Below are 21,931 nucleotides of genomic sequence, written 5' to 3' on the forward strand. Positions count from 1 at the left end.
ATTTCATTTATTTTCAAACAGATGTTTTAAAAGTCCTTCCCCGAAGGGAAGGACTTTATTCCATAAGATGTATGGATTGAAAAGATTAACGTCATTGTCTATTTCCTGACAATCTTTTGCGCTAGTGATTTTGTACCGGCAACAATTTTTAAAACATATACATCTGCGGGCATATTGGTCATGTCGATCGTAAGCAATGTATTAGTTGCTTTCCCTGCAAAAACGATCTGCCCTGCGGAGTTGAACAGGTAAATTTTACCGCCTTTTAATTCTTCTGTTAACTGTACTGTGAGCTCACTGGTAACCGGATTGGGATATGCCGAAACTTTAAGAACAGGCACATCCGGCTGCGGGATAATATTTGTAAGAGCTCCATTGGCACCCGCTATACTGCCAGATTCAATATAAACAATTCCTCTGCCGGCTGTGCTCATATAAACACGCCCATATGTGTTCATGTCTCCCACAACAAACTGACCATTACCAGGTCCGCCCCACTCGTGCGCATCGTCGTTTATTCTTGTCCAGGAAACACCCTGGTTGGTTGAGCGGTACAGCCCTTCTACGCCACTGATGGTACCCCAGATATAAATCGTAGGATAGCTTGCGCCTGTTGCTGTTTTACCAAAGCCTACCGCTGAACATGCAGTAACCGAATTTATTTTTATTTTGTCCAAAACTTCTATGCTATGATGGCAATAATTACCGAACTGGATAAATCCTTGCTGCCCAGCCCCCTCCACTTGCCAGTTGGGCTTTCAGCTGATCTTTTGAGCTAACCTTTACCACCTCGCGCTTATAATCTGTCCCATTTTTATCGGCATTAATGCCGTCTTTAAAGATCACAGCTTCATAGTTGCCATTTCCCAAGAAAGACAGATCAATTGTTAGCGTTCTTGCATCCCAGTTTGTCATGGCTCCAACATACCATGTATCACCCTTTCTTCGGGCCATTGCCAGGTATTCTCCTACTTTTCCGTCCAATGCAACATTCTCATGGAATGTTGTGGGAACACTGGTAATAAAATTTGTACATTCCTGCTCTTTCCTATACTGATCAGGACTGTCGGCAAGCATTTGTATGGGCGCTTCATAGATTACATACATGGCCAACTGGTGGCACCGGGTGCCTTTGCTCATGGGTGCAGCTTCAATGGCTCTAAAGTTTTCTTTATTAGCATTTCTCATGGCCCCCGGTGTATAATCCATAGGCCCTGCCATCATTCTGATAAATGGAATACTTACTGCATAACGAGGTGCATCTTCATCAGCCCACTTTACATTTTCCAAACCCTTCACACCCTCGTAATTAACTACATTCGGATAGGTCTTTTGCAAACCTGTGGGTTTAAAAACACCATGATAATCAAGGATCAGCTTATGCTCGGCTGCCTTCTTTGCTATTTCAAAAGTGGATGCTACGGCTATCTGGTCATCACGATCAATAAAGTCTACCTTGAATCCTTTCACACCCATTTTGGAATACAAGGGGAAGATGGTATCTATAGTTCTGGTTAATGCCTGCCAGGAGGCCCAGAGGATTACCCCCACGCCTCTTTCATTCCCATATTTAACAATTTCCTGAATGTTCATACTGGGGTTTACTTTGGTTAAGTCAGTTTTCTCTGACCAGCCCCAGTCAATAATGATGTATTTAATGTTATTGGTGGAGGCAAAATCGATATAATGTTTATAGGTTGCCGTGTTCATGCCAGCTTTGAAATCCACTCCGGTGATATTCCAGTCATTCCACCAATCCCAGGCAACCTGACCAGGCAGTATCCAACTTACATCAGCTATTCTGGATGGAGAAGCAAGCTTTTGCACCATGTCATTGTCTAATAATTCTTTGTCGTTTTCGCTGATCACAATAGCACGCCAGGGGAATACCCGGGTGCCATTGGTGTTGGCGATGTAGTCAGCACGTTTGGTAGGAATTAAATTCATGTTTACATAGCCACCTACTTTCACTTCTAAAGGAAAAGGAGCAAATACTCCTTTGAATCCTTTTCTGGTATCATTGATGTCGAGGTACATGCCGGGGTAGTCTTCCAGATCTGCTTCCAGGATCACCACTTTCTTGTTCTGTCCAACATCTACCATGAGTGGTAAAAGTGCCAGGGAGTCTTTGGCAAATTCTGATATCCTGTGTTCATCATAAAGGGCTTCAAAAGAAGAATTGAATATTTTACCCTCTCTGTAGTCCCACATATAAGGAATAAGAGCTTTATGATCTGCAGTAAAATTGAAATTGGCTGCTTCATTTTTAATAACAGTTTTACCTTTTCTCCTGGTGAAAAACCGGTAAGCTACTCCTTCATTATAAGCCCTGAAGATCACCCCATAATCTCCCCGGAAGTTAAGGGTGAGCTGGTTGTACTGATCCTGAATAATATCCTTCTTATAAAAGTTAGGTTTGATGGTGTTGTTTACTGTTTCAGGCTTTGAAGAAATTACTCTTACATTTTTACCAAGGGTTTCGTCCCCTTCCAGCTTCATTGCAATCGGAGAGGGAGCAATCACCAGCTGTTTGTCATGCCACATCGACCACTGCAGCTGTCCTGCTGCATCAACTAGTACCTGGATCTTGTTATTGGGAGAACTTAATTGATACTGCTGGTTCTTTTGTGCGCTAACCATAGCAGCAAACAACATCATCAGATTTACGAAAGATATTCTTTTCATTGTGTTATTTGTGTAAAAAGCAACTTTATATAGGATGTTCCGAGTTCGATTTTGAGTAATAACATGTTGTTGAATAGTTTAGGCTTTATTGTTTGTCAGTCAATAGTAAAAGCAAACTTAATTTCCACATACAGCAATTCATTCAAAATGGGGTTGGTTGAACCCGGGGTAAAACTAGGCGCTCAAGCCCTTCAGCGGGGTATCCAAATATCTCTGATTAGGTATTCATTTGTCTACGCTCCTTGATTTTCAGGCATTTGTGAAAAGCTGTACCGCCTCATGCCGCAGGGCAGGCCGGGCACATTTAGGATGCTTTTTGCTTACTCTTTTCCTGGAGGTAGTGGGAAGGGAGCACCCTGAACTCCTCTTTGAAACACTTGGTGAAGTGTTTTGGATTGTTGTAGCCCACTTCGTAGGCAATCTCGGCCACCGTCTTGCCGCTTTTCTCCAGCAGCTGGGCAGCCCGCTTCATGCGGATGGAACGGATGAACTCCAGAGGCGTCCTGCCGGTAAGGGAAAGAATCTTTCTATACAAGGCCGCACGGCTCAGGCACACTTCCTGGGCTAGATCTTCCACCGAAAAGTCCGGGTTGTCCATGTTTTTTTCCACGGCAGCCAGCGCCTGTTTAATGAACTGTTCGTCCAGCGAGGTCACGGTGATTTCACTGGGATTGACCTCGATCTGCTTTTGGAACTTTTTCTGCAGTAGCTTTTGCTGGGCCAGCAGGTTGCGGATACGGGAGGCCAGGATCTCGAACGTAAACGGCTTGGTGATGTAGTCGTTTACCCCGATACCAAAGCCCTCCACCTGCTTTTCCTCGCTTCCCATAGCCGTCAGCAGGATCACAGGGATGTGGGCTGTAAGGGTGTCGGTCTTGATCTTTCGGGCCAGCTCAATGCCGTCCATTACCGGCATCATGATGTCGCTGACTACCAGCTCGGGGTTGAGCTTCTGAATCTTCTCCCACCCCTCCGATCCGTTCACCGCTTCTTCCACGTGGTACGACCCTTTCAGGTTTTCCTTAAGGTAAAAACGCAGGTCCTCGTTGTCTTCCACCACCAGGATGGTCTTTTTGTGGCCTTTGCCAGACTCCGGTTCTTCTGTCGGCACTTCCTTATTGGTAATTGGTATGTGCACGGGTTGATCTGTTGACATCTGTTTAAAGATTTTATATGCCGGAATAGTTACCGTAAAACAGGTCCCCTTTTCCGGCTCGCTCTCTACAGAAATGTCTCCGTTGTGCAGTTTCACAAATTCCCTGGTAATGGATAAGCCTATACCCGTACCTGTGTTGGCCATGCTTTCCGGTATTTCATTTTGAAAGAAATGCTCAAAAATGCGTTCATGTTTATCAGCCGGAATACCAATGCCGCTATCTTTCACCTGAATACTCAGCGATCCGTGCTCTGCTCCTTCTTCTGGCGCTTTATAAACCAGGTTCACATCGATGGTGCCACCATCCGGTGTAAACTTAAAGGCATTGGAAAGCAGATTGAACAGGATCTTTTCAAGCTTATCCTTATCAAAATAGATTTCTAACTTTTCAATGTTGGAATCAAAAGATAGCCGAATGCTTTTTTTATCGGCAATATCTGTAAAAGAACAAGTAATGTCTTCGGCAAATTGAACTATATCGCCAATAGCAGGATGAAGCTTGATTTCCTGTACTTCCATTTTTCGAAAATCAAGCAGCTGGTTTACCAGGTTGAGCAGTCTTTTGGCATTCCGGTGAATTAACTGGTATTGTGATTTTAATGCGGGCTCAGTTGCCGAACCTATCATTTTTTCGAGCGGTGTTAAAATCAGCGTCAAGGGCGTTCTGAACTCATGACTTACATTGGTTAAAAAATGGATCTTCATCTTGTCCAGTTCATGCATATGCTGCGCTTCCTTTCTTTCCTGCTCCAGGGCAAAACGCATTTTGGCCCGCTGAATGATCATTCTCCGGGCAACATATAGAATAACCAGACCCACCAATACATATAGCATATACGCCCAAGGCGTTTTCCAGAAAGGAGGCAATATGATGATGTTCACTGCAATACCTTTTTCATTCCAAATGCCATCTTCATTAGATGCTTTTACGTAAAAGGTATATTTTCCGGGATCAAGATTGGTATAGGTTACTTTGCGTGAGTTACCGTCGGTGAAAAGCCAGTTGTTGTTAAATCCTTCCAACCTGTATGCATACTTGTTCTTTTGAGTATTCATATAACTGAGCGCTGCAAACTCTATAGAAAAAATATCCTGATCGTATCGAAGGGTAATCACGTCTGTTTCACTGATGGCTTTTTGCAACACAACACGGTTACCGATCTTTTCGCCGGGCGCAACCATACGGTCAAACACCTGCAGGCCGGTTAATACCACTGCAGGTTCATGGGTATTGATCTTTAAAATTGCCGGGTTAAAAAGATTAAAACCATGAGCACCACCAAATATGATTTCCCCGCTACTGGTCCGTAGGGCTGCATTTAAATTGAACTGTTTTCCTTGCAGGCCATCAGCCCGGTCGTAATTCAGGCAATTGATGGTGTAGCCTTTTGCTGGCGAGCCATTGTATGTTATTCTACTAATGCCGTTGGGTGTACTGATCCATAAATTTTGTAATTTATCTTCAACAATATTCAAAATGGTATTATCCGGCAAACCGTCTTCTTTTCTAAAGACCTGAAAACTATTATTACCGGGATTATAGATGTTAAGACCATCCCTGGTTCCCACCCAAACTGCACCCCGGCTATCCTGGAGAATCGAATTAATATTATCGTTGCTTAATCCGGTACTTGATGAAAGCAACTGCTTGAAAGATGCTGAATTGTTGAATTTCACATCAATACCGTAGGAGGTCCCTACCCACAAATTGCCTTGCCTGTCTTCTGTTATACAGGAAATATATCCTGCATGTACTGAATTAGGCACATTCGGTCTGTAATGAAAAAAGCTATTGGTATTCGGATTAAATCTTTCCAATCCCGCTTCGTAGGTGCCAATCCAAAGATTGTTATTTTTATCTTCATAAATTTCCCAAATGCGGTCATCGGCCAGGCTGTTTGTGTCTTTGTTATTATGGCGATAATGTTTAAAGGTTTTACCATCATAACTATCCAGCCCGCCGAAATAGGTACCTATCCATAATATATTGTTGTGGTCAATGCAAAGGCTCACAATCACGTCGTTGCAAAGGCTGTTATCGTTGGCGGGATTATGCCTGAACTGTTTAAAGCTGTTAGAAGTGCGGTCAAAGTAGATAAGCCCGCCCCCGTTGGTACCAATCCAGATATTGCCCCTGGCATCTTCTGCAAAACGGTTTACATCGTTGTACGGAAGACTGGAAGCATCTGATTCCTGGTGATTGTATAAAGGAAATTTGTTAATGCCCTCATGATAAAAATTGATACCCTGCTTATATGTGCCAACCCACATGATGCCGAGATCATCTTTATATACTTCTGTAATACTGTTTTGAGATAAACTTTTATCATCCCCCTCTTTATTAACCAACACCTGAACACGCATGTTTCTTTTATCCAGAATATTCAATCCGCCATGATCGGTAGCTATCCACAAAAGTCCTTTATTGTCTTCCGCCATGCTCATTATGATATTACTGCTTAATATCGACTTCCCTTCATCTTTCGCAATATGCTCAATCGTATTATTTTTAATATTAACCCTGTACGCGCCATTGAATACACCTCCTGCATAGATCCAGCATTCATCCTGTGAATCAACAAAAAGACGGTAAATATTTTTTTTGTCATTCAGTTTTTGTTGCAGCAAGGTTGTTCGGGCAATAATTTTTTTTGATGCAGCATCTACCTTTTCAATAAGGCCATTGCGATATACAATCCAGATATTATTTTTTGAGTCAGTTTTTATATCTGCTATGGTAACCGGTGGCAGGGATTTATTCGGGCGTAAAGAAACAACCGGTTTGTTATTTTCAAAATAGTAGATACCGCTATCTTGATAAACAAACCAGTATCCGGTGCCTGCCTGAACTATATCGCTGAGGCCGTTGCCCGGGAGACCCAATTGTTGCAGGTATTTATTTGCACGGCGGTCAAATCTTTCAGTTACAGGGTCGTAAATATTAAAGCCGGTTCTTAACTGAATCCATAATTTATTAAAAGGGCCGACTACAATTTTTGAAATATAATCATCACTCAGTGAAGTGGAATCTTTAATAGAATGATGGAATGTTTTAATTACATAGCCATCATACCGGTTGAGGCCACTGAAAGTGCCAAACCACATAAACCCGCGGCGGTCTTTATAAATCGCAGTTACCTGATTATGCGACAAACCCTGGCTAAAATCAAGATGTCGAAAATGATAAGCAGGCTGCTGAGCCCGTAAATTACCAGTACAGAAAAGGCAAGCAATCACAATTAACTTAACAAACAAGCGCATACAAGACAAATGTCGTGTAATTAAGGTAATTAAATGCTTCCCATTTCTCGTTTAATTGAAAGTTGCTAAGTGGCATTATTGAGGTCCTTTAGACTGCAACAAAATACATGCTCCGCCTCCTGGAGCCAATTTTACCTCAATCGTTTGGTTGTTGTTTACCACTCTTGTTGCACTTAAATAACTTTCCTTGTTGGTCCGGAAATCTGCATCTGTACCATCCTGAATAATGAGCGCTTCGTATTCCCCTTTGCCCAGGATGGACAATGGAATTTTAATGGTTCTAGCTGTTTCATTCGTAGCAGCAGCGATCAACCAGTTTCCATCTGCAGCCTTCCGTGCCATTACAATATATTCCCCTATGTCACCGCTTATGGTCTTGCTTTCCTGCCAGGGCATTTTTTCTGCACTGATAAACCTCAGAAGCTCAGGATGTTTGTTATAGTACTCCGGTATGTCCGGAATAATTGTAGCACCCGAAAAAGTAATCAGCGTCCGGGCAGCCTCCGCTGTAATAGTGGAAGGCACCGGCATTGGGTTATCTATCCTGCCCTGCTGTGTCATCTCCATCGTACCATTGTTCATATCAAGGGGACCTGCCAGCATATTTACAAAAACTGCCGTAACAAATGTCCTTGGTTGGAATACACGGTGGGCATCCAATTGAGCCTGACAATACTCGCGTGTTACCGCATTGGGCCAGGTGCGCATCTGTCCATAAGGATGAACAGGATCATCATGGAAATCAACCAGTAAACGGTTTTCAGCACATAACCGGGTGATCAGTCGTGTCCGCTTATTTTTTTCTTCATAGTTTCCGCTCATGAATCCATATTTCACTCCAATAGCTCCCCAACTTCCATACTGTCTGATGGTTTGCTCCATTGGGAAAGCCTTCCCGCCTACGTCATTCAGATACAGCCAGATGCCTACACCCTTTTGCTTTCCGTAAGCAATCAACTGATGAACCTGATCTACCTTACCGCCTTTTAAGGGATCTGATTGCTTGTCAAATTCAGGTCCATACCAGTTGGCATCCAGCACCAGCGAAGGAAAACCATTAGCGGCAGCAAAATCCACCATGCGTTTCCAGGAAGGCAGCGACATTTCATAGGTAAATCCATTTACCTGCGCTCCGTTGATACGCCAGTCCCAAACAGCCACGCCAGGCTTTACCCAGGAAAAATCTGTGCCGGCAGCAGGCTCAGGATTCAGAAGTTCAAGTAGGTGAGCATCTATCAACTCCCCGGGTGTTCTTCCATACTGGATCACACGCCAGGCTTTGGCACGCTTGGAAGGCACACGAAATAAGGTCGTTCCTTTCTCAGACAACAATACCAAGGGTTCACCGCTTTCCAGTGCAGCTTCATGAACAGCCATATAGCGGTAGTCATCGGCCTTAATGGTCATAACAGGCTTACGGATGCCCTCTGCTTCTTTTAGTTTTTCAGGGCCGATGTTATGAGCTTCCACTTTATAATACCATGCCGTGAAATTATCCGCAAAGTGGAACTGCGTCAGTTCTTGCTCAGCTTCTGCATTTTCATATCGAAATGCAAAGCCATTATTATAGAGTCTGGCCTTAATGGTATAGAGATCAAAAACAAGGGTAAGCTCCCGGTATACGTCAGGCACTGTGCTGCGCTTGCCCCAAACAGGTTTCCATACTTTGTTCACCGACCTGATCTGATTGCTTTTGTAAACAGGTTCCCCCTGCATATCAAGGCCAAGTCGGGAAGGCTGAAGCAATAGTTTTTTATCAGCCTGAAATGTATAATAGATATGCCCTTGCTGGTCTTTTAAAAATTGCACACTTAGTTTCTGATCAGGTGATTGAAAAGAGACCAGCCTTCCTGTTGGTTGTGAAAACAATAACAATGGAGCTATGAAAAAAACAAAAAGCCAAACGAACAGTATAAACTTGTTATTCATTATGTAGGGATAATTTAGATGGTGAATCACACGAAAACTATAAAAGTCATTTTGATTACACAGTTTTATACACTTGCCTAATTTGACTTTTTATTAAAAGGTAGACTCAACACATTAAAAGAAGAGGGTTGCAAAAGAACTTTCAGCCGGGAGCCAGATGCTTTTACTGGGGTGGAAATAGGAACAACATAACTTGGTTTATCGAGTGTATTATAAGCCAAAGGATCGGTGGCAGATAATACCTGCCAAACCCCACCCCTAAAAACAGAAGCACCTTCAATTGTGATCATGAAGCCCTTTGCCGCAGAGGATGCATTTACAATTTTTAATTGAAGTATCTTTTTGTTTTGGTCAATGGTGGCACTGGCATAGATACTGTCTTTTCCTGTTAATACATGACCATACTGTAATATAGGTACTGCGAGTGTTCCTTTATTGTTGGCAAATAACTTTTGTACATAATAATTAGGAGTTCCTACACTGCGCAGGTTATCAAACCAGATCAAATCAGGTCTCCATTGCCAGGCTTCCACGTGAGCAAATAGAGGTGCGTATGAAGCCATTTGTACAATATCGGCATTGCGCTCCAGACCAGTCATGAAGGCTGCTTCAGCTAAAGCGCTGATCCAGGTGTTTTTTGATTCGGCGTCTTTATCATCTTTACTGTGGGCGGCATATTCACCAGCAAAAACTTTAGGTCCTTTGCGGTCGTAATTGTCATAGCGGGTAGCATTTTTAAAGAACCATTCGGGGCTTTGATAATAGTGCTCGTCCACTAGACCTGCCTTTGATTGTTTAAATTCTTTCCAGGCATAGTCAAAACGAGGACCATTGGGCGCAGGACCGGCAGAACCCACCAATACAATTCCTGGATGCTTTTGCTGTAATACCTTTTCGAATGCTCGGTAGCGCTCAACGTATTGTTCGTCCCACTGCTCATTGCCTATGCCCAGGTATTTCAGGTTGAATGTAGCCGGATGGCCCATATCGGCCCGCAGCTTGCCCCATTTCGTGGATGTGTCACCATTAGCAAATTCGATCAGGTCCAAAGCATCCTGGATATAGGGATCCAGTTGGTCCATTGGCGCTACTTCTCCGGTGTTGTACTGACAAGCCATGCCACAATTGAGAATAGGCAGTGGCTCGGCGCCAATATCTTCCGAGAGTTGGAAATACTCATAAAATCCCAAACCAAAGGATTGGAAATAATCAGGTGTGGAGCGGCGCGGGAACTCTGTATTCCAGCGGTTGATACTGAGTTGCCGGTCTTCAGGCAGGCCCACTGTTTTCTTCCATTGGTATCTTGTTTCCAGTTCTTGGCCTTCCACAATGCAACCGCCTGGAAAACGTATAAAGCCTGGCTTCAGGTCAGCCAGCATTTGTACAAGGTCAGCCCTTAATCCATTGGGCCTGTTCTTCCAGGTGTCCTGAGGGAAGAGGGAGATCATATCTACATCTATCATCCCTTTGCCTTCAAAGAAAACATTTAGCAAGCCTTTGCTGGCAGTATCCGTTGTTATAAAAGAAACCGTGTATTTTTTCCAGTCATTGGAAAAGCTGGTGAGGGAAGCCTCTCCGATCTTTTTACCAGCAGTGTTTACCAGTTCCACTTTCATGATTAGGTTGCCTTCGCCACTTTTGGCCCAAACAGAAAAGTTGTACTGCTTGCCTTTTTGTATGCCCATACCCCGAAAGCCTTCATTGGACAAACCGTAACTTCCGCTATCAACAGTGATGCGTGCAAAGCGGGGATTTTGAGGCTTTTCATTTCCCTGGTTGATGATGAGCGTTTTGCCTTTACCAGTTTGCCTTAATTCTTTCCAGCCCAACATCGGCTTGAGAAATTCAAACGAGCGGTTTTTCACCAGTTCGGCATACAGACCGCCATCAGCGCCAAAGTTGATGTCTTCAAAGAAAATACCCCACATGGTAGGTTGCACTGCTGCAACGGGCTTGTTCACCTGTACTACCAGGTCTTGAGCACTTACTGTAAATAAAGTGCAATTCAGTGCCACCATAGCGACGGTTACTTGCAATTTCCTCATAATCGAAATTTTGTTGAACATTTTGTAAATCTATACAATTGGTCATCCGCTTCAGCTTCACATCATAGGGGCTGTAAATTTGACTAACATGTTATTGTAACAGTTTCAAGACTGCAGCAAAACCACCCCGGCGCAGCATCCTGACATCCACAGAACCGGATTGATCCACCACCAAGTATTTTGTTGTAAACTCATTGTCGTGTTGTCCATCTGCGATCAATGTCAGTTTATCAACGTAGACGAACTTTGATGCAATTCATCAAATTTTGAGAGCATGATTTTACAATTAATGTAAGCTATATCTTCCATCCCTTCCATTGGCAATTTCTGATCAAAAAGAGTCAAAGCCCTGCGGAACTTGCTTTTCAGGAGGTTGTGCGTTCACCAGATTGACCAATACAGTAAAAACGGCAATGAAGTTCAAGAAATGTTTCTTCATTATTTTAAGATTTATACATAAATCAGTTGAAAGGTCACTTTACTACCACTTTGGTCTTTTCACCTTTATAAATTACTTTCTTGGTAGCCGGGCTCATTTTGATTCCATGTCCTTGTGACTCCTTTACCAGAACAATGTTGAATATATATTGCTGCAGTGCTCCAGGATATATTCCCTGCCGTTTTCCAATCGTAAGCGTTTGCTTTTGTTCGTTCCACTGAAATGGGACCAGGACATAATTGCCTTTTTCATAATTATAATTATCCCCTTCATCACTGTACAAATTGAAATGGCCATCAGCCCCGGCATAGATTCTTATTTCCAATGTATCTATTGTTTTTTCTGACGAGTACTGTAAAAATTTACCCATTGGAACAATAGAACCGGCTTTTACAAAAACCGGTATCCTGTCCTTCGGCGCAGCAACAGGTAAGGTTTGTCCGCCTACAAAACGCTTGCCCGTCCAGAAGTCGTACCAGGCAGTTGTTTTAGGTAAATAAACATTCCATGTGGAGACACCTGGCTCAGTGATGGGCGCTACAAGAAAAGATTTACCAAACATGTATTGGTAAGGTTGCCCCATGGCCGCTGTATCCTTTTTGAAATCCATCACCAAAGGGCGCATCATGGTAGAGCCTTTGCTGGATACCTGCCATGCCTCTGAGTAGATATAAGGCAGCAGCCGGTAACGGAGCTCAAGCATGCGGCGCATATTAGCTTCAACAGTATCTCCATACTTCCAGGGTTCTGTTTCTGTCTGGTATCCGTGCATGCGGAATATAGTATTAAAGGTGCCCCATTGAAACCAGCGGGTAAGCAGATCATGGTATTTTTCATCCGTATATTGGGAACGGCCGGGACGGAAAAAGCCACCGATATCTGTGGTCCAATAAGGCATCCCGGTTAATGAGTAATTGAGCCCGGCAACAATCTGCCTTTTATATGTATCCCAATCCCAGCCAATATCCCCGGACCAGTTGATCGTACCATAACGCTGTTGGCCGGCAAAAGCAGAACGGGTCAGGATGGCAACCCTTTTTTGGGGGTTCGTTTTCCGCTGCCCCTCATAAATTGCCTTACTGACAAATAGCGGGTAGGTAAGCCTGTAGAAGTTGCCTGGTCCAAAATAAGTCTGCTTTCCTGCCAATGCATCATTTTCCGGTTCAGTGGCATCCATCCACCAGGAGTCAACGCCATTTTGAAACAGGTTTTTGTTTATAGCATTCCAATGCGTTTGCCGGGTTTCCGGGTTGTAGATGTCAATCCAGGGACTATTGGGAATGTACAGGTTTTTGGAAATATAGTCTTTAGCAACATCAGAGTTTTTATCCAGGTTTTCCCAAACCGAAACAGAGAAGTGAGCATTCAGATCATGCAATTGCTGGATAAACTTGTCAGGGTTTGGATAGTTTGTTTCATCAAATTTCGGCACACCCCATCCGTATTTACCCCAATATTGCCAGTCCTGGACAATCACATCCATGGGCAGTTTTCTCTTTCTGAACTCTTTTACGGTTTCAACCAGGTGCTTGCCGGATGTATATCGTTCGCGGCACTGCCAGAATCCGTAAGCCCACAAAGGCAGCATGGGTACATTCCCAGATAAATTACGATAATCAGCAATCACCTCATCCGCATTTTTCCCATAGAAGATCACATAATCCAGTGATTTTGCATGGGGAGAGCGGAAAGTGGTTTCATTGCCTGCCTTTTTCCACGATAATTTTGGCGTATTTGATGTCCTGCATACCACTTGTACGGTGTGTTCCCCGGCCTTTAAATGGATCATTTTTCCAACAGCCGGAGGGAGCCATAAGTTTGACTGGTCTATATGAGGAGTACCATCTATGGTTACTAAGTGACGGCTATCCATGCCTCCCAGGTCCAGCATCATGGTATATGCACCATCTTTATCAACACTAAATTTCCCAGTGTATAATGATTGTTGCTGGGAAACCCTTTGTGTACCCGTGGTTGTGGTTACTTCTGCCTCCTGCTTTCCACCAGTTGCTGTATCTTTTTTTGAAAGTGCGATCACATGATCGGCAGGGTTGAAATCCGTGAGGCCATACTGATGCCATAAAATCCCATATCCCCTGCTCGAGTACAGAAAAGGAATGGCGATCTGTGAGTTTACCTGTATCAGTTTACGGCTGACATTTCTTAAGTTATACTGTCCATCCTGGAACTGCCCCAATCCATACAAATATTCATCAGCAGGGGAATCAAAACTTTGTTCCGCAATAAAACAGGGTTCACCCTGGATAGAATCCCGTATCAATTTCCTGCTCCCGGCTTTTTCACTTAAAAAGACTTTGCCTGTTTGATCAATAAAATCAATATTGCCAGTGTTTTTATCAAAAAGCACAGTAACCTGTTTAGTACTGAGCTTTAATTTTGATGGAGTCTCTGAATATTGAAATGCAGGAACCGGATGTTTATTGATCAATACAAATTCATGTGTCTCTTTCATCTCTTCTTTTTGCCATTGTACTCTGATCGCATTTTCGGATAAAGGGACAATATGCAGCAAGCCTTCGGATAACTGAATGGAAAGCCGGTCTTGTTGTAAACTGTGCTTTTGATAAACCTGCCCCCTTACTATGGCAGGTATCAATGCAATTAATAAAAGTATTTTTGATTTCATAGTTCTGTTTGATATATATTTTTTAATAATTCGCACTACGGTATGGGTATTAAAGAAGCGGCAAACCCACCCCGGCGCAGCATTCTGACATCAATGGCACCAGCCTTATCAACTACTCTGTATTGAGTAGAAAAACTTTTATCATGGTCGCCATCGGCTATTAAGGTCAGCTTATACTTTACTCCTGTTGGTAAAAAATCAAACCTGATTGTTTTTCTTTTTTCCCTGATTTCAGCATTGATGCATCCAAGGTACCATGCAGCTCCTTTCCGACGGGCCATCAGCACATCCCGGCCGGGATAGCCTTCTAATAACCTGGTCTCATCCCAGGCATTAGGAACCACTTTGAGGAAAGCTTTAGCAGCATCGTTTAATTCATAATAACCCTCCGGCCGGTCCGCCAGGTGTTGCAAACCCGACTCAAACAAGACGCTCAACGCCAGCTCGTGTCCATAGGAGGTCAAATGCGGAAACTGCGAATTGGTAAAGGTCACGGGGGTATAATCCATAGGGCCCACTACATTACGGGTAAAGGGAAGAATGGTATTATGCTCGGGAGCTGTCGTGGTAAATTCCGGTCCGTTGTTGTACCACTCGGCACCCCGGACGCCTTCATAGGTCATCAGGTGCGGGTAGGTCCTGGACCAGCCCCTGGGCACCAGGCAGCCATGGAAATAAACTAACATCTGGAATGGAGCTGCGTCTTCCAGTATATCCAGGTAATACTTGATCATGTCCTGTTTCTCACTTTCAAAAAAATCGATCTTCACCCCGGCAAATCCCAAATTTTTGAGTTTGGTAAATTCCTCCACCCGGCTTTCGTGGGTCAGCATGCGGTCTTTGGGCGTGGAGGATACCCAGGTATGGTTGCCACCTGAATTGTACCAGATCAAAGGCTTCACACCTTTGGATACAATATACCTGGCGGCGTCTTCAACTGTGCCGCCATTGGACATGGCATCCCATTCCCAGTCCAAAAGCGTATAGGGCCAGTTCATGTCGGCTGCCAGGTCGGCAAATGCGGTAACTGTTTTATAATCTTTTGTACCATGGTTGCTGGACCAGTAATTCCAGGACACCAGGCCTGGTTGGATCCAACTGGTATTTTTGACAACAGAAGGCGTAGCCACATCATCCACCAAAGTTGAGGATACGATATCTGAAAGGCTGCCCATGATGATCACACGCCAGGGAGACTTCCAGGGAAGGGTAATGGTAGGCGTTGATGCGCCCATTCCTCTACCATCTTTTGGGTTGGGGAAGGTGATTTTATATTTTGATCCCTCCTCAAGATTACTCAACTTGGAACCACAATAACTCTGGTTCACCTCCGATTCGTGCAACAGGAACCAGCAGGCACTGTCTTTTAACTGGAACAGCGCCGGGTAACCCCACTGCTGCTGTTGCACCTTATCCCCACTCATAGCTGTATACAGACCTTCATTGGCAGGATTCCATTTTTCCATCCACCGCATGGTTTCTGCAGGAATTGTATAAGCAGTGAGTTCATCCTTGACCACAAAAGATCCCTGCTTTTCCGGGAACTCATAACGGAAGGCAATACCATCATTGTAGGCCCTGATGATGATGTTCAATTTGGCTTTAGAGGGGTTTTCAAGTGAAACAGTTACTTCATTGGCCGAGTTGCTGCACACGGATTTTTTGCCATGCAGAACAGTATATTGTTCTTGAATGAACAGGGGTTTACCGGCCTTGATGAATTTCAGCTCTTTCGAAAAATCCTGGTCGCTTCTCGACAGTCCCAGGTCGATACGAGGAAGCGCTTCCGACGTTTTTACATTGTTATTGTACGACGCTTTGATGTACCATTCACCAACATCGCCATTTTGCTGACAGAAAAGTGCGACATTAATTTTTTGATTGGGTGATTGAACCGTTAGCTTCTGGGCAGATGCAATGCATGAACTGAGTGCACAAAAAAGAACTGAAACAATTGTTGACTTCATTACAATATTTACTGTTATGTTTTCTTTAGAATTTAAAGGCAACTTTTTTTCCAGTATAGGTTATTACTTTATCAGATTCACTAGCTGTATTTTCTCCAACGCCTTTATCAGTATTGATAATTACTATATTGAACTTTCTGCTTGCAAGCATGCCGGGGAAAGCCCCCGCTCTGTCACCAATGATTAAAGTCTTCTTTTTATCATCCCAATGAAACGTGATGGTAGCATAAACCCCTTTCTCATAATTGTAATTATCCTTCTCATCTTCATACAGTACAAATTCACCATTAGCCCCTGGATATACACGTATCTCCAGGTCATCCCATTTCTTCTCTTCAGCAAATTGAACCTCGGGACCAACAGGTATAATAGAACCGGCTTTTACATAAAGAGGAATCATATCCAGTGGAGTTTGCTTGCTTACTTTATTCCCTCCGGAAAGTTTTTCTCCGGTCCAGAAATCATACCAATCCGTACCAGCAGGCAAATAGGTTTCTTTAGATTTTACGGAACTGAAGTCTTCCTCTTGCATGGAACCTTGCCCGCCCGTACCAGGTTTTATATACATAGCTTCTGTAACAGGGCTTACCAAAAGTGATCTACCGAACATAAATTGGTCATTGATATCTAATGCTTGTTTATCTTTTGCAAAATCCATCATGAGTGCCCGCATCATACTTGATTGATTTGCCGTTACCTCCCATGATGCAGAGTAGATATAGGGCAATAACCGGTAACGCAGATGGATGAACTTCTCAATAGCATCATAATACTTACTTCCTTTTTGCCCAAACTGGTAAATCTCGCGTGGAGCATCAGCACCATGTGAACGCATCATTGGACAGAAGGTACCAAATTGCAGCCAGCGCACATACAACTCCCGGTATTCCGGATCCTCTAATTTCCTAGGGTATCTTGACAGGAAAAATCCGCCAATATCACTATTCCAGTAAGGAATGCCTGTGAGTGAAAAATTCAATCCTGCAGATATCTGGTTCCTTAATGCTTTCCATGATGCTGTTACATCTCCCGACCAGGTATTGGCACCATACCTTTGCTGGCCTGCAAAGGCGGAACGTGTTAAAATAAACACTCTTTTACTGGAATCAACTCTGCGCTGATGGGTGTAAACCCCACCCACTGTCATTAAAGGAAAAGCATTCCGTACTTTCCTGAAGGAACCCAGGTAAGTTTTATTGTCTAAGTCAGAGGGCTTAAAATCAAGATGGTCAGGCTCTGAGGAATCCATCCACCAGCCATCCAACCCAAGCGAATGCATTTTGCTTAAGTAGTTCCAATAAATATTTCTAGCTTCCGGATTGTAGGGATCATACACCCTTACCCCAGAGGGATAATCCCTGTTCGGCGGCCATTTTTCAGAACCGGACTGGGGCCAGGTGGTAAAATTGAAAAGTGCATTTATTTTATCTAACTCCCGGTATTGTTTTGTATGCGGGCCAAATGAGTTCCAGATAGATATGATCATGTGTGCATTCAGGTTGTGCACATCATTCACCATTTTCTGCGGATTGGGAAAATCAGCGTTCAAAAACTCCATGGCATTCCACAGGTAATTATTACCCCAATACTGCCAGTCCTGGATAATACCATCAATGGGAACTTTTAATTTGCGGTATTGCTTTATGACATCTACTAATTCATCCTGGCTTTTATAGCGTTCTTTACTTTGCCAGAAACCATACGTCCATAAAGGAAACATGGGTGCTTGCCCCGACAGATCCCGCATGCAGGCAATCACACCATCGGCATTGCCGCCATACATAAAATAATAATCAATACTTTCTCCTACTTCAGATGTGAAAGACGTAGTTTCTTTATTATCAACAAACTGGGTTGGCGAATAATTATCCCAATAGATACCGTATCCTTTTACGGATTGAAAAAAGGGAATATAATCATCCGTATTCCCCTGCACCATATTCAGCGAAAGATTGCGTTGCACCATTTTACCCCCCTGTTGCTGGCCCAACCCGTAGATAGATTCATCATGATCCAATTGAAATGCTTGGGAAACCTTGTAGGTCTGGTTGCCGGCATCATTAAAGGGAGTAAACATAACACCTTCTTCCTTTTCTTTTAAAAGCTGGTCTCCCGAATGGGAATAATAAATAATGGCTCCGGAATTCATATTCAGGTTCACATTTAGCTGATTCGTTTTCAGATAAAGCACATCGCCTTGTTGTTGAACACTGAAGGTTGTTTTTCCAGGCTTTTTTATAACAGTAAGGCTCTCTTTGTTTAGGCTGCTTCTGGCTGGCGATTTTATCACCCTGATGATGCTGGGGCTGTAAACCTGCATCTCTAATTCTCTACCCTTAATTGAGATCTTAACCCCCAGGTCCGTTTTTTGGTAAGACTGTGCACTGCTATTTATGCCTGTAAAAAGGAGTATAAACAAAAATGTATAAACACTGCATTTCGCCATCTTTTTGATTTTATTATTTTGCAATTCAGCTCCAAACCTAACTTGGAAAATTTAGTTTCGGTCAGGAATTTATTCATAAAATGAGTTTTTATTGTGCGCATGGAAAAGGGCGAATTGCTTTGAACAAATTTAGATCAGCTACCCGTCTGTACCACTGCATGAAAAAGACTTTGTTTTATCCAAATCCGACATTTTCCAAAGCACCATCCATGATCACTTCCCGTAATCATTTCGAAACCAGTCAACATCTACATACCCCTTATCTTCTTTACAATTGAAATTAAAAACTCCAATGCGGTCCCCCCGGTAGCTGCCCCAGGTCAATTGATAAGTGCTCCCAAAAGGTTGATAAGACTTACCATCAATACTAAAAGCATAACGACTAATGCCGCCTGCATCCCAGGTGGATCGCAGCCAGATCGATTTTCCGTGCACCCTTATTCCTGAAGTATCCTTTCCATTGTTGTCATACACCAAAGTCCGGATGCCCTTTTCCTGTTTGATGCCCAATAAGCTATAGGTGGTGGTGGAAAAATAGGTCAGTCCGGCAAATTGACCTTCAGCCATTTGGCTAATGTCTATTTTCACGGTTGCAACATTGGAAGACGTACGCATACTGCGTTGTGTGAGGGTGTTTCCTGCCCGGAGTATAACGCTTCTTTTATTGTTTGAATGAATAGGCGTAAAAGCATACAATCGAAGAACCCCCCTGCGCTCTGTTAAAGACCATTTGTCTGCTCGTGGTTGATAGTTCCATTCCCATTAAACGTTTAGCCTGTTGGTTTTGAACGCATCACTGCTTTGAATGGAAATCTTCCTTTTAGATGATATCGGTTTTGCTCCACTCCAAACCATGCGGCCTATGGTGTCAGCACCTACTTCGCCAATGATCGGCCATCCATCAATCCAGTGAACTGGCAATAGACTGGCAGGGCGCCCTTCCCAATTTCCATTGCCATGATGGGTGAAAAAATACCACCTTCCTGACGGTATTTGCATAAGTCCGCCCTGGTTCGGCTCTCTATCAATCTTTTGATCTACATGGTTTAATTGCCTGATCTCCCAGGGACCGTAAATATTTTTCGAACGTTCCATCATGATCACCCGCCCTTCCGGTTTCACTTCACTGAAATAGTGGTAATACAGTCCGTTGATCTTATACAGCTTATTGGCTTCACTGCCCTGTGACTGATGGATAATGGAGTCCGATTCCATGATCAGGCTTTTCCCATCAGGTGTCATTTTAAATAAATGAATGTTGTACTTTTTATTGCTTTTCGGATCAAGGGCAAAATTGGTGGCAATAAAATATAACTGGCCATCGTCATCACAAAACGAACAGCAGTCGTCCCATCCCCTTACCTTCCAGAGTTGATGCACAGGCTCCCAGGGTCCTGCAGGATTGGTGGCCGAACTCATAAAAAAGCCATCATCCGGTGTACCAAAATATACCCAGAACTTATTTTTATAATACCTGATGGAGCCCGCCCAGATGCCCTTGCCGTAACAATTCATCCGGTCCCAGTTCAACTGTGGACTGATGCGGGTAAGATCATCCACCACATGGCCGATGATTTCCCAGTTCACCAGGTCTTTGGAATGCAGCACCACCATGCCGGGGGAAAACTGCATGGTAGAAGAGATGGCATAATAATCCTCCCCCACACGGATGGCATCAAGGTCGCTAAAATCGCCAGGAAGCACCGGGTTCACATAAGTGCCATTGCCCTGGTCGCCCCACTTTCCGGACATTTGCGCCTTTAAGCCTAAACTTGCCAGTTGCAAACAAAATAAGGGCAATAACAATCTGAACTGAATCATGCTTCAAATAAATGTTGTTTACTTTTTAATAAATATGCCACTCCCAAACACCAGGAACACCCCTTACTATTCTTACTCTTAAATAGCGGGCTTTAATATTCAAATTGTCAATATGTGGCGATTGAATCATTACCTGCGGATGCCCGCCACAGGGCTTCCATGTTTTGCCATTGGCGGAATACTCCAGCACATGCGCATGTCCTGCTGTGGGACGGACAAAATACACTTCACTGCCTTTGATATGCCTTGCCTTACCCAAATCGGCCACGATCCAAGAAGCTGTGTCCTCCGGAGCAGCCATCCACCTGGAGCCGTTGGCCGCATCGAAAGCAAACTGCGATGAAAAGGATTCTGTTCTTTGAAACAAAGAATCTTGATTACGCTTAATGATCAGATCGGAGCGCACACTGGAGGCTTTTGAGTTGACAACCTGGATCCTTTTTTTGTGCGGTACAGCGTGAAGAGCGCCTACGCCATTGAGCGTTAGATCCACCGGACGAATGGTTCCGTCTTCATTAAATTCCAGCTTGTTCACATAGGTTTGCCGGTTGGTGCTCCTGCGGCCAAACTCCAAATACGCAAAATAGTAATCATCGGTGCCCGGCACGTTAAACACACAACCATGGCCCGGACCAAATACTTGACGTTCGTAATTGGTCGTGGCAATAATATCGTTTTTAGGAAAGTCGAAGGGTCCCAGTGGTGAGGTTTTGCTCATACCATAAGCATACTGGTATTTTTCATCCCCACCCAGGGTGTAGAGGTAGTAGTAGATGCCTTTTCGTTTAAAAAAGATGGGGCCTTCCGAATACCCTTCCCGCTTTGTAGCAATTTTAATGATGGAGGCGGTATCTACCGTAACCTTATCCGGGTTCAGTTTAGCCGCCCACCTGCGCTGCCAGAAAACATAAGCCTGCCCATCATCATCGATAAAAATTTCTGCATCGATACCGGCCGGACCTTTGGGATCTTTGGATTGTAATAAAGTCGCCGAAGTAAAGGATCTAGAAAAAGTGTCTACACCTTTTGCCAGTTGAAAAGGTCCATCAGGTGAACCAGCAACAGCCGGATACATAAAACCATTGACCGTTGGATAAATATAATATTTGCCATTAGCGGCAATAGCCTTGCTGGGAGCCCAGTATTTATGTCCCACTGCCGAGGGAAAATAAAACCCGGCAAAACTCCAGTGCACAAAATCTTTCGACTTCCAGACTACCGGGGGCCCCGAGGTGGCTAAACCCTGATCATATCCATCGGTTGTGGCATAACAGTAAAACGTTCCATTGATCTCCTGGATACTGGCATCTGCAATCATATCAGGGATCAGCGCATTGCCGAAGGGATTTTCCCTCTGGGCTTTTAGGGAAAGAACAAAAAGTAATAAAAAGCAGTGCAATAATGCTTTGATTGTAACAGGAGTGAACGCTGTTCTTTTTTCCGAAAAAGGCAATGCTTTAATAGTAGTTTTCATTTTTTCTAATTCAATTAGTTTACAATTATTAGTTTACAATTAGTTGTGCCTGACCGGCGTA

11 protein-coding genes and 1 pseudogene are annotated in these 21,931 nt (G+C 43.7%); all 12 read right to left on the reverse strand.

Annotation, left to right across the window (positions count from 1 at the left end):
- Nucleotides 1–98: 98 nt before the first annotated feature.
- The 12 genes and pseudogenes from OCK74_RS13865 to OCK74_RS13920 all read right to left on the reverse strand — a co-directional run bounded on the left by OCK74_RS13865 (nt 99) and on the right by OCK74_RS13920 (nt 21,870).
- Nucleotides 99–677 carry a T9SS type A sorting domain-containing protein gene (locus OCK74_RS13865; protein ID WP_279297645.1) on the reverse strand — a complete coding sequence of 193 codons (579 nt, stop codon included), beginning with the start codon at nt 675–677 and terminating at the stop codon, nt 99–101.
- Between the two features lie 25 nt (nt 678–702).
- Complete coding sequence (locus OCK74_RS13870) at nt 703–2,685, reverse strand: retaining alpha-galactosidase (protein WP_279297646.1); 1,983 nt, start codon at nt 2,683–2,685, stop codon at nt 703–705.
- 304 nt (nt 2,686–2,989) lie between these two features.
- On the reverse strand, nt 2,990–7,102 hold the full coding sequence (locus tag OCK74_RS13875; RefSeq protein ID WP_279297647.1) for a hybrid sensor histidine kinase/response regulator transcription factor: 4,113 nt from the start codon (nt 7,100–7,102) through the stop codon (nt 2,990–2,992).
- A 75-nt stretch (nt 7,103–7,177) separates the two neighbouring features.
- Nucleotides 7,178–9,031: a glycoside hydrolase family 97 protein gene (locus OCK74_RS13880; RefSeq protein ID WP_279297648.1), complete on the reverse strand. Its 1,854-nt coding sequence runs from the start codon at nt 9,029–9,031 to the stop codon at nt 7,178–7,180.
- A gap of 77 nt (nt 9,032–9,108) precedes the next feature.
- A complete protein-coding gene (locus OCK74_RS13885; protein ID WP_279297649.1) occupies nt 9,109–11,076 on the reverse strand; it encodes an alpha-L-arabinofuranosidase C-terminal domain-containing protein in 1,968 nt (655 codons plus the stop codon).
- A 91-nt stretch (nt 11,077–11,167) separates the two neighbouring features.
- A complete protein-coding gene (locus OCK74_RS13890; protein WP_279297650.1) occupies nt 11,168–11,296 on the reverse strand; it encodes a hypothetical protein in 129 nt (42 codons plus the stop codon).
- 253 nt (nt 11,297–11,549) lie between these two features.
- The gene (locus OCK74_RS13895) at nt 11,550–14,162 is read right to left on the reverse strand and encodes a glycoside hydrolase family 31 protein (RefSeq protein ID WP_279297651.1); all 2,613 of its coding nucleotides are present in this window, start codon (nt 14,160–14,162) and stop codon (nt 11,550–11,552) included.
- A gap of 35 nt (nt 14,163–14,197) precedes the next feature.
- Nucleotides 14,198–16,129: a glycoside hydrolase family 97 protein gene (locus OCK74_RS13900; RefSeq protein WP_279297652.1), complete on the reverse strand. Its 1,932-nt coding sequence runs from the start codon at nt 16,127–16,129 to the stop codon at nt 14,198–14,200.
- Between the two features lie 25 nt (nt 16,130–16,154).
- Nucleotides 16,155–18,575 carry a glycoside hydrolase family 31 protein gene (locus OCK74_RS13905; RefSeq protein ID WP_279297653.1) on the reverse strand — a complete coding sequence of 807 codons (2,421 nt, stop codon included), beginning with the start codon at nt 18,573–18,575 and terminating at the stop codon, nt 16,155–16,157.
- A 213-nt stretch (nt 18,576–18,788) separates the two neighbouring features.
- Nucleotides 18,789–19,325 (reverse strand): annotated as a pseudogene (locus OCK74_RS13910) (beta-xylosidase family glycoside hydrolase); the annotation flags it as partial.
- Between the two features lie 12 nt (nt 19,326–19,337).
- The gene (locus OCK74_RS13915) at nt 19,338–20,396 is read right to left on the reverse strand and encodes a glycoside hydrolase 43 family protein (protein ID WP_279297654.1); all 1,059 of its coding nucleotides are present in this window, start codon (nt 20,394–20,396) and stop codon (nt 19,338–19,340) included.
- 25 nt (nt 20,397–20,421) lie between these two features.
- Complete coding sequence (locus OCK74_RS13920; RefSeq protein WP_279297655.1) at nt 20,422–21,870, reverse strand: family 43 glycosylhydrolase; 1,449 nt, start codon at nt 21,868–21,870, stop codon at nt 20,422–20,424.
- Between the last annotated feature and the right edge of the window lie 61 nt (nt 21,871–21,931).

This window comes from Paraflavisolibacter caeni (assembly GCF_025628885.1).
GTDB lineage: Bacteria > Bacteroidota > Bacteroidia > Chitinophagales > Chitinophagaceae > Flavisolibacter > Flavisolibacter caeni.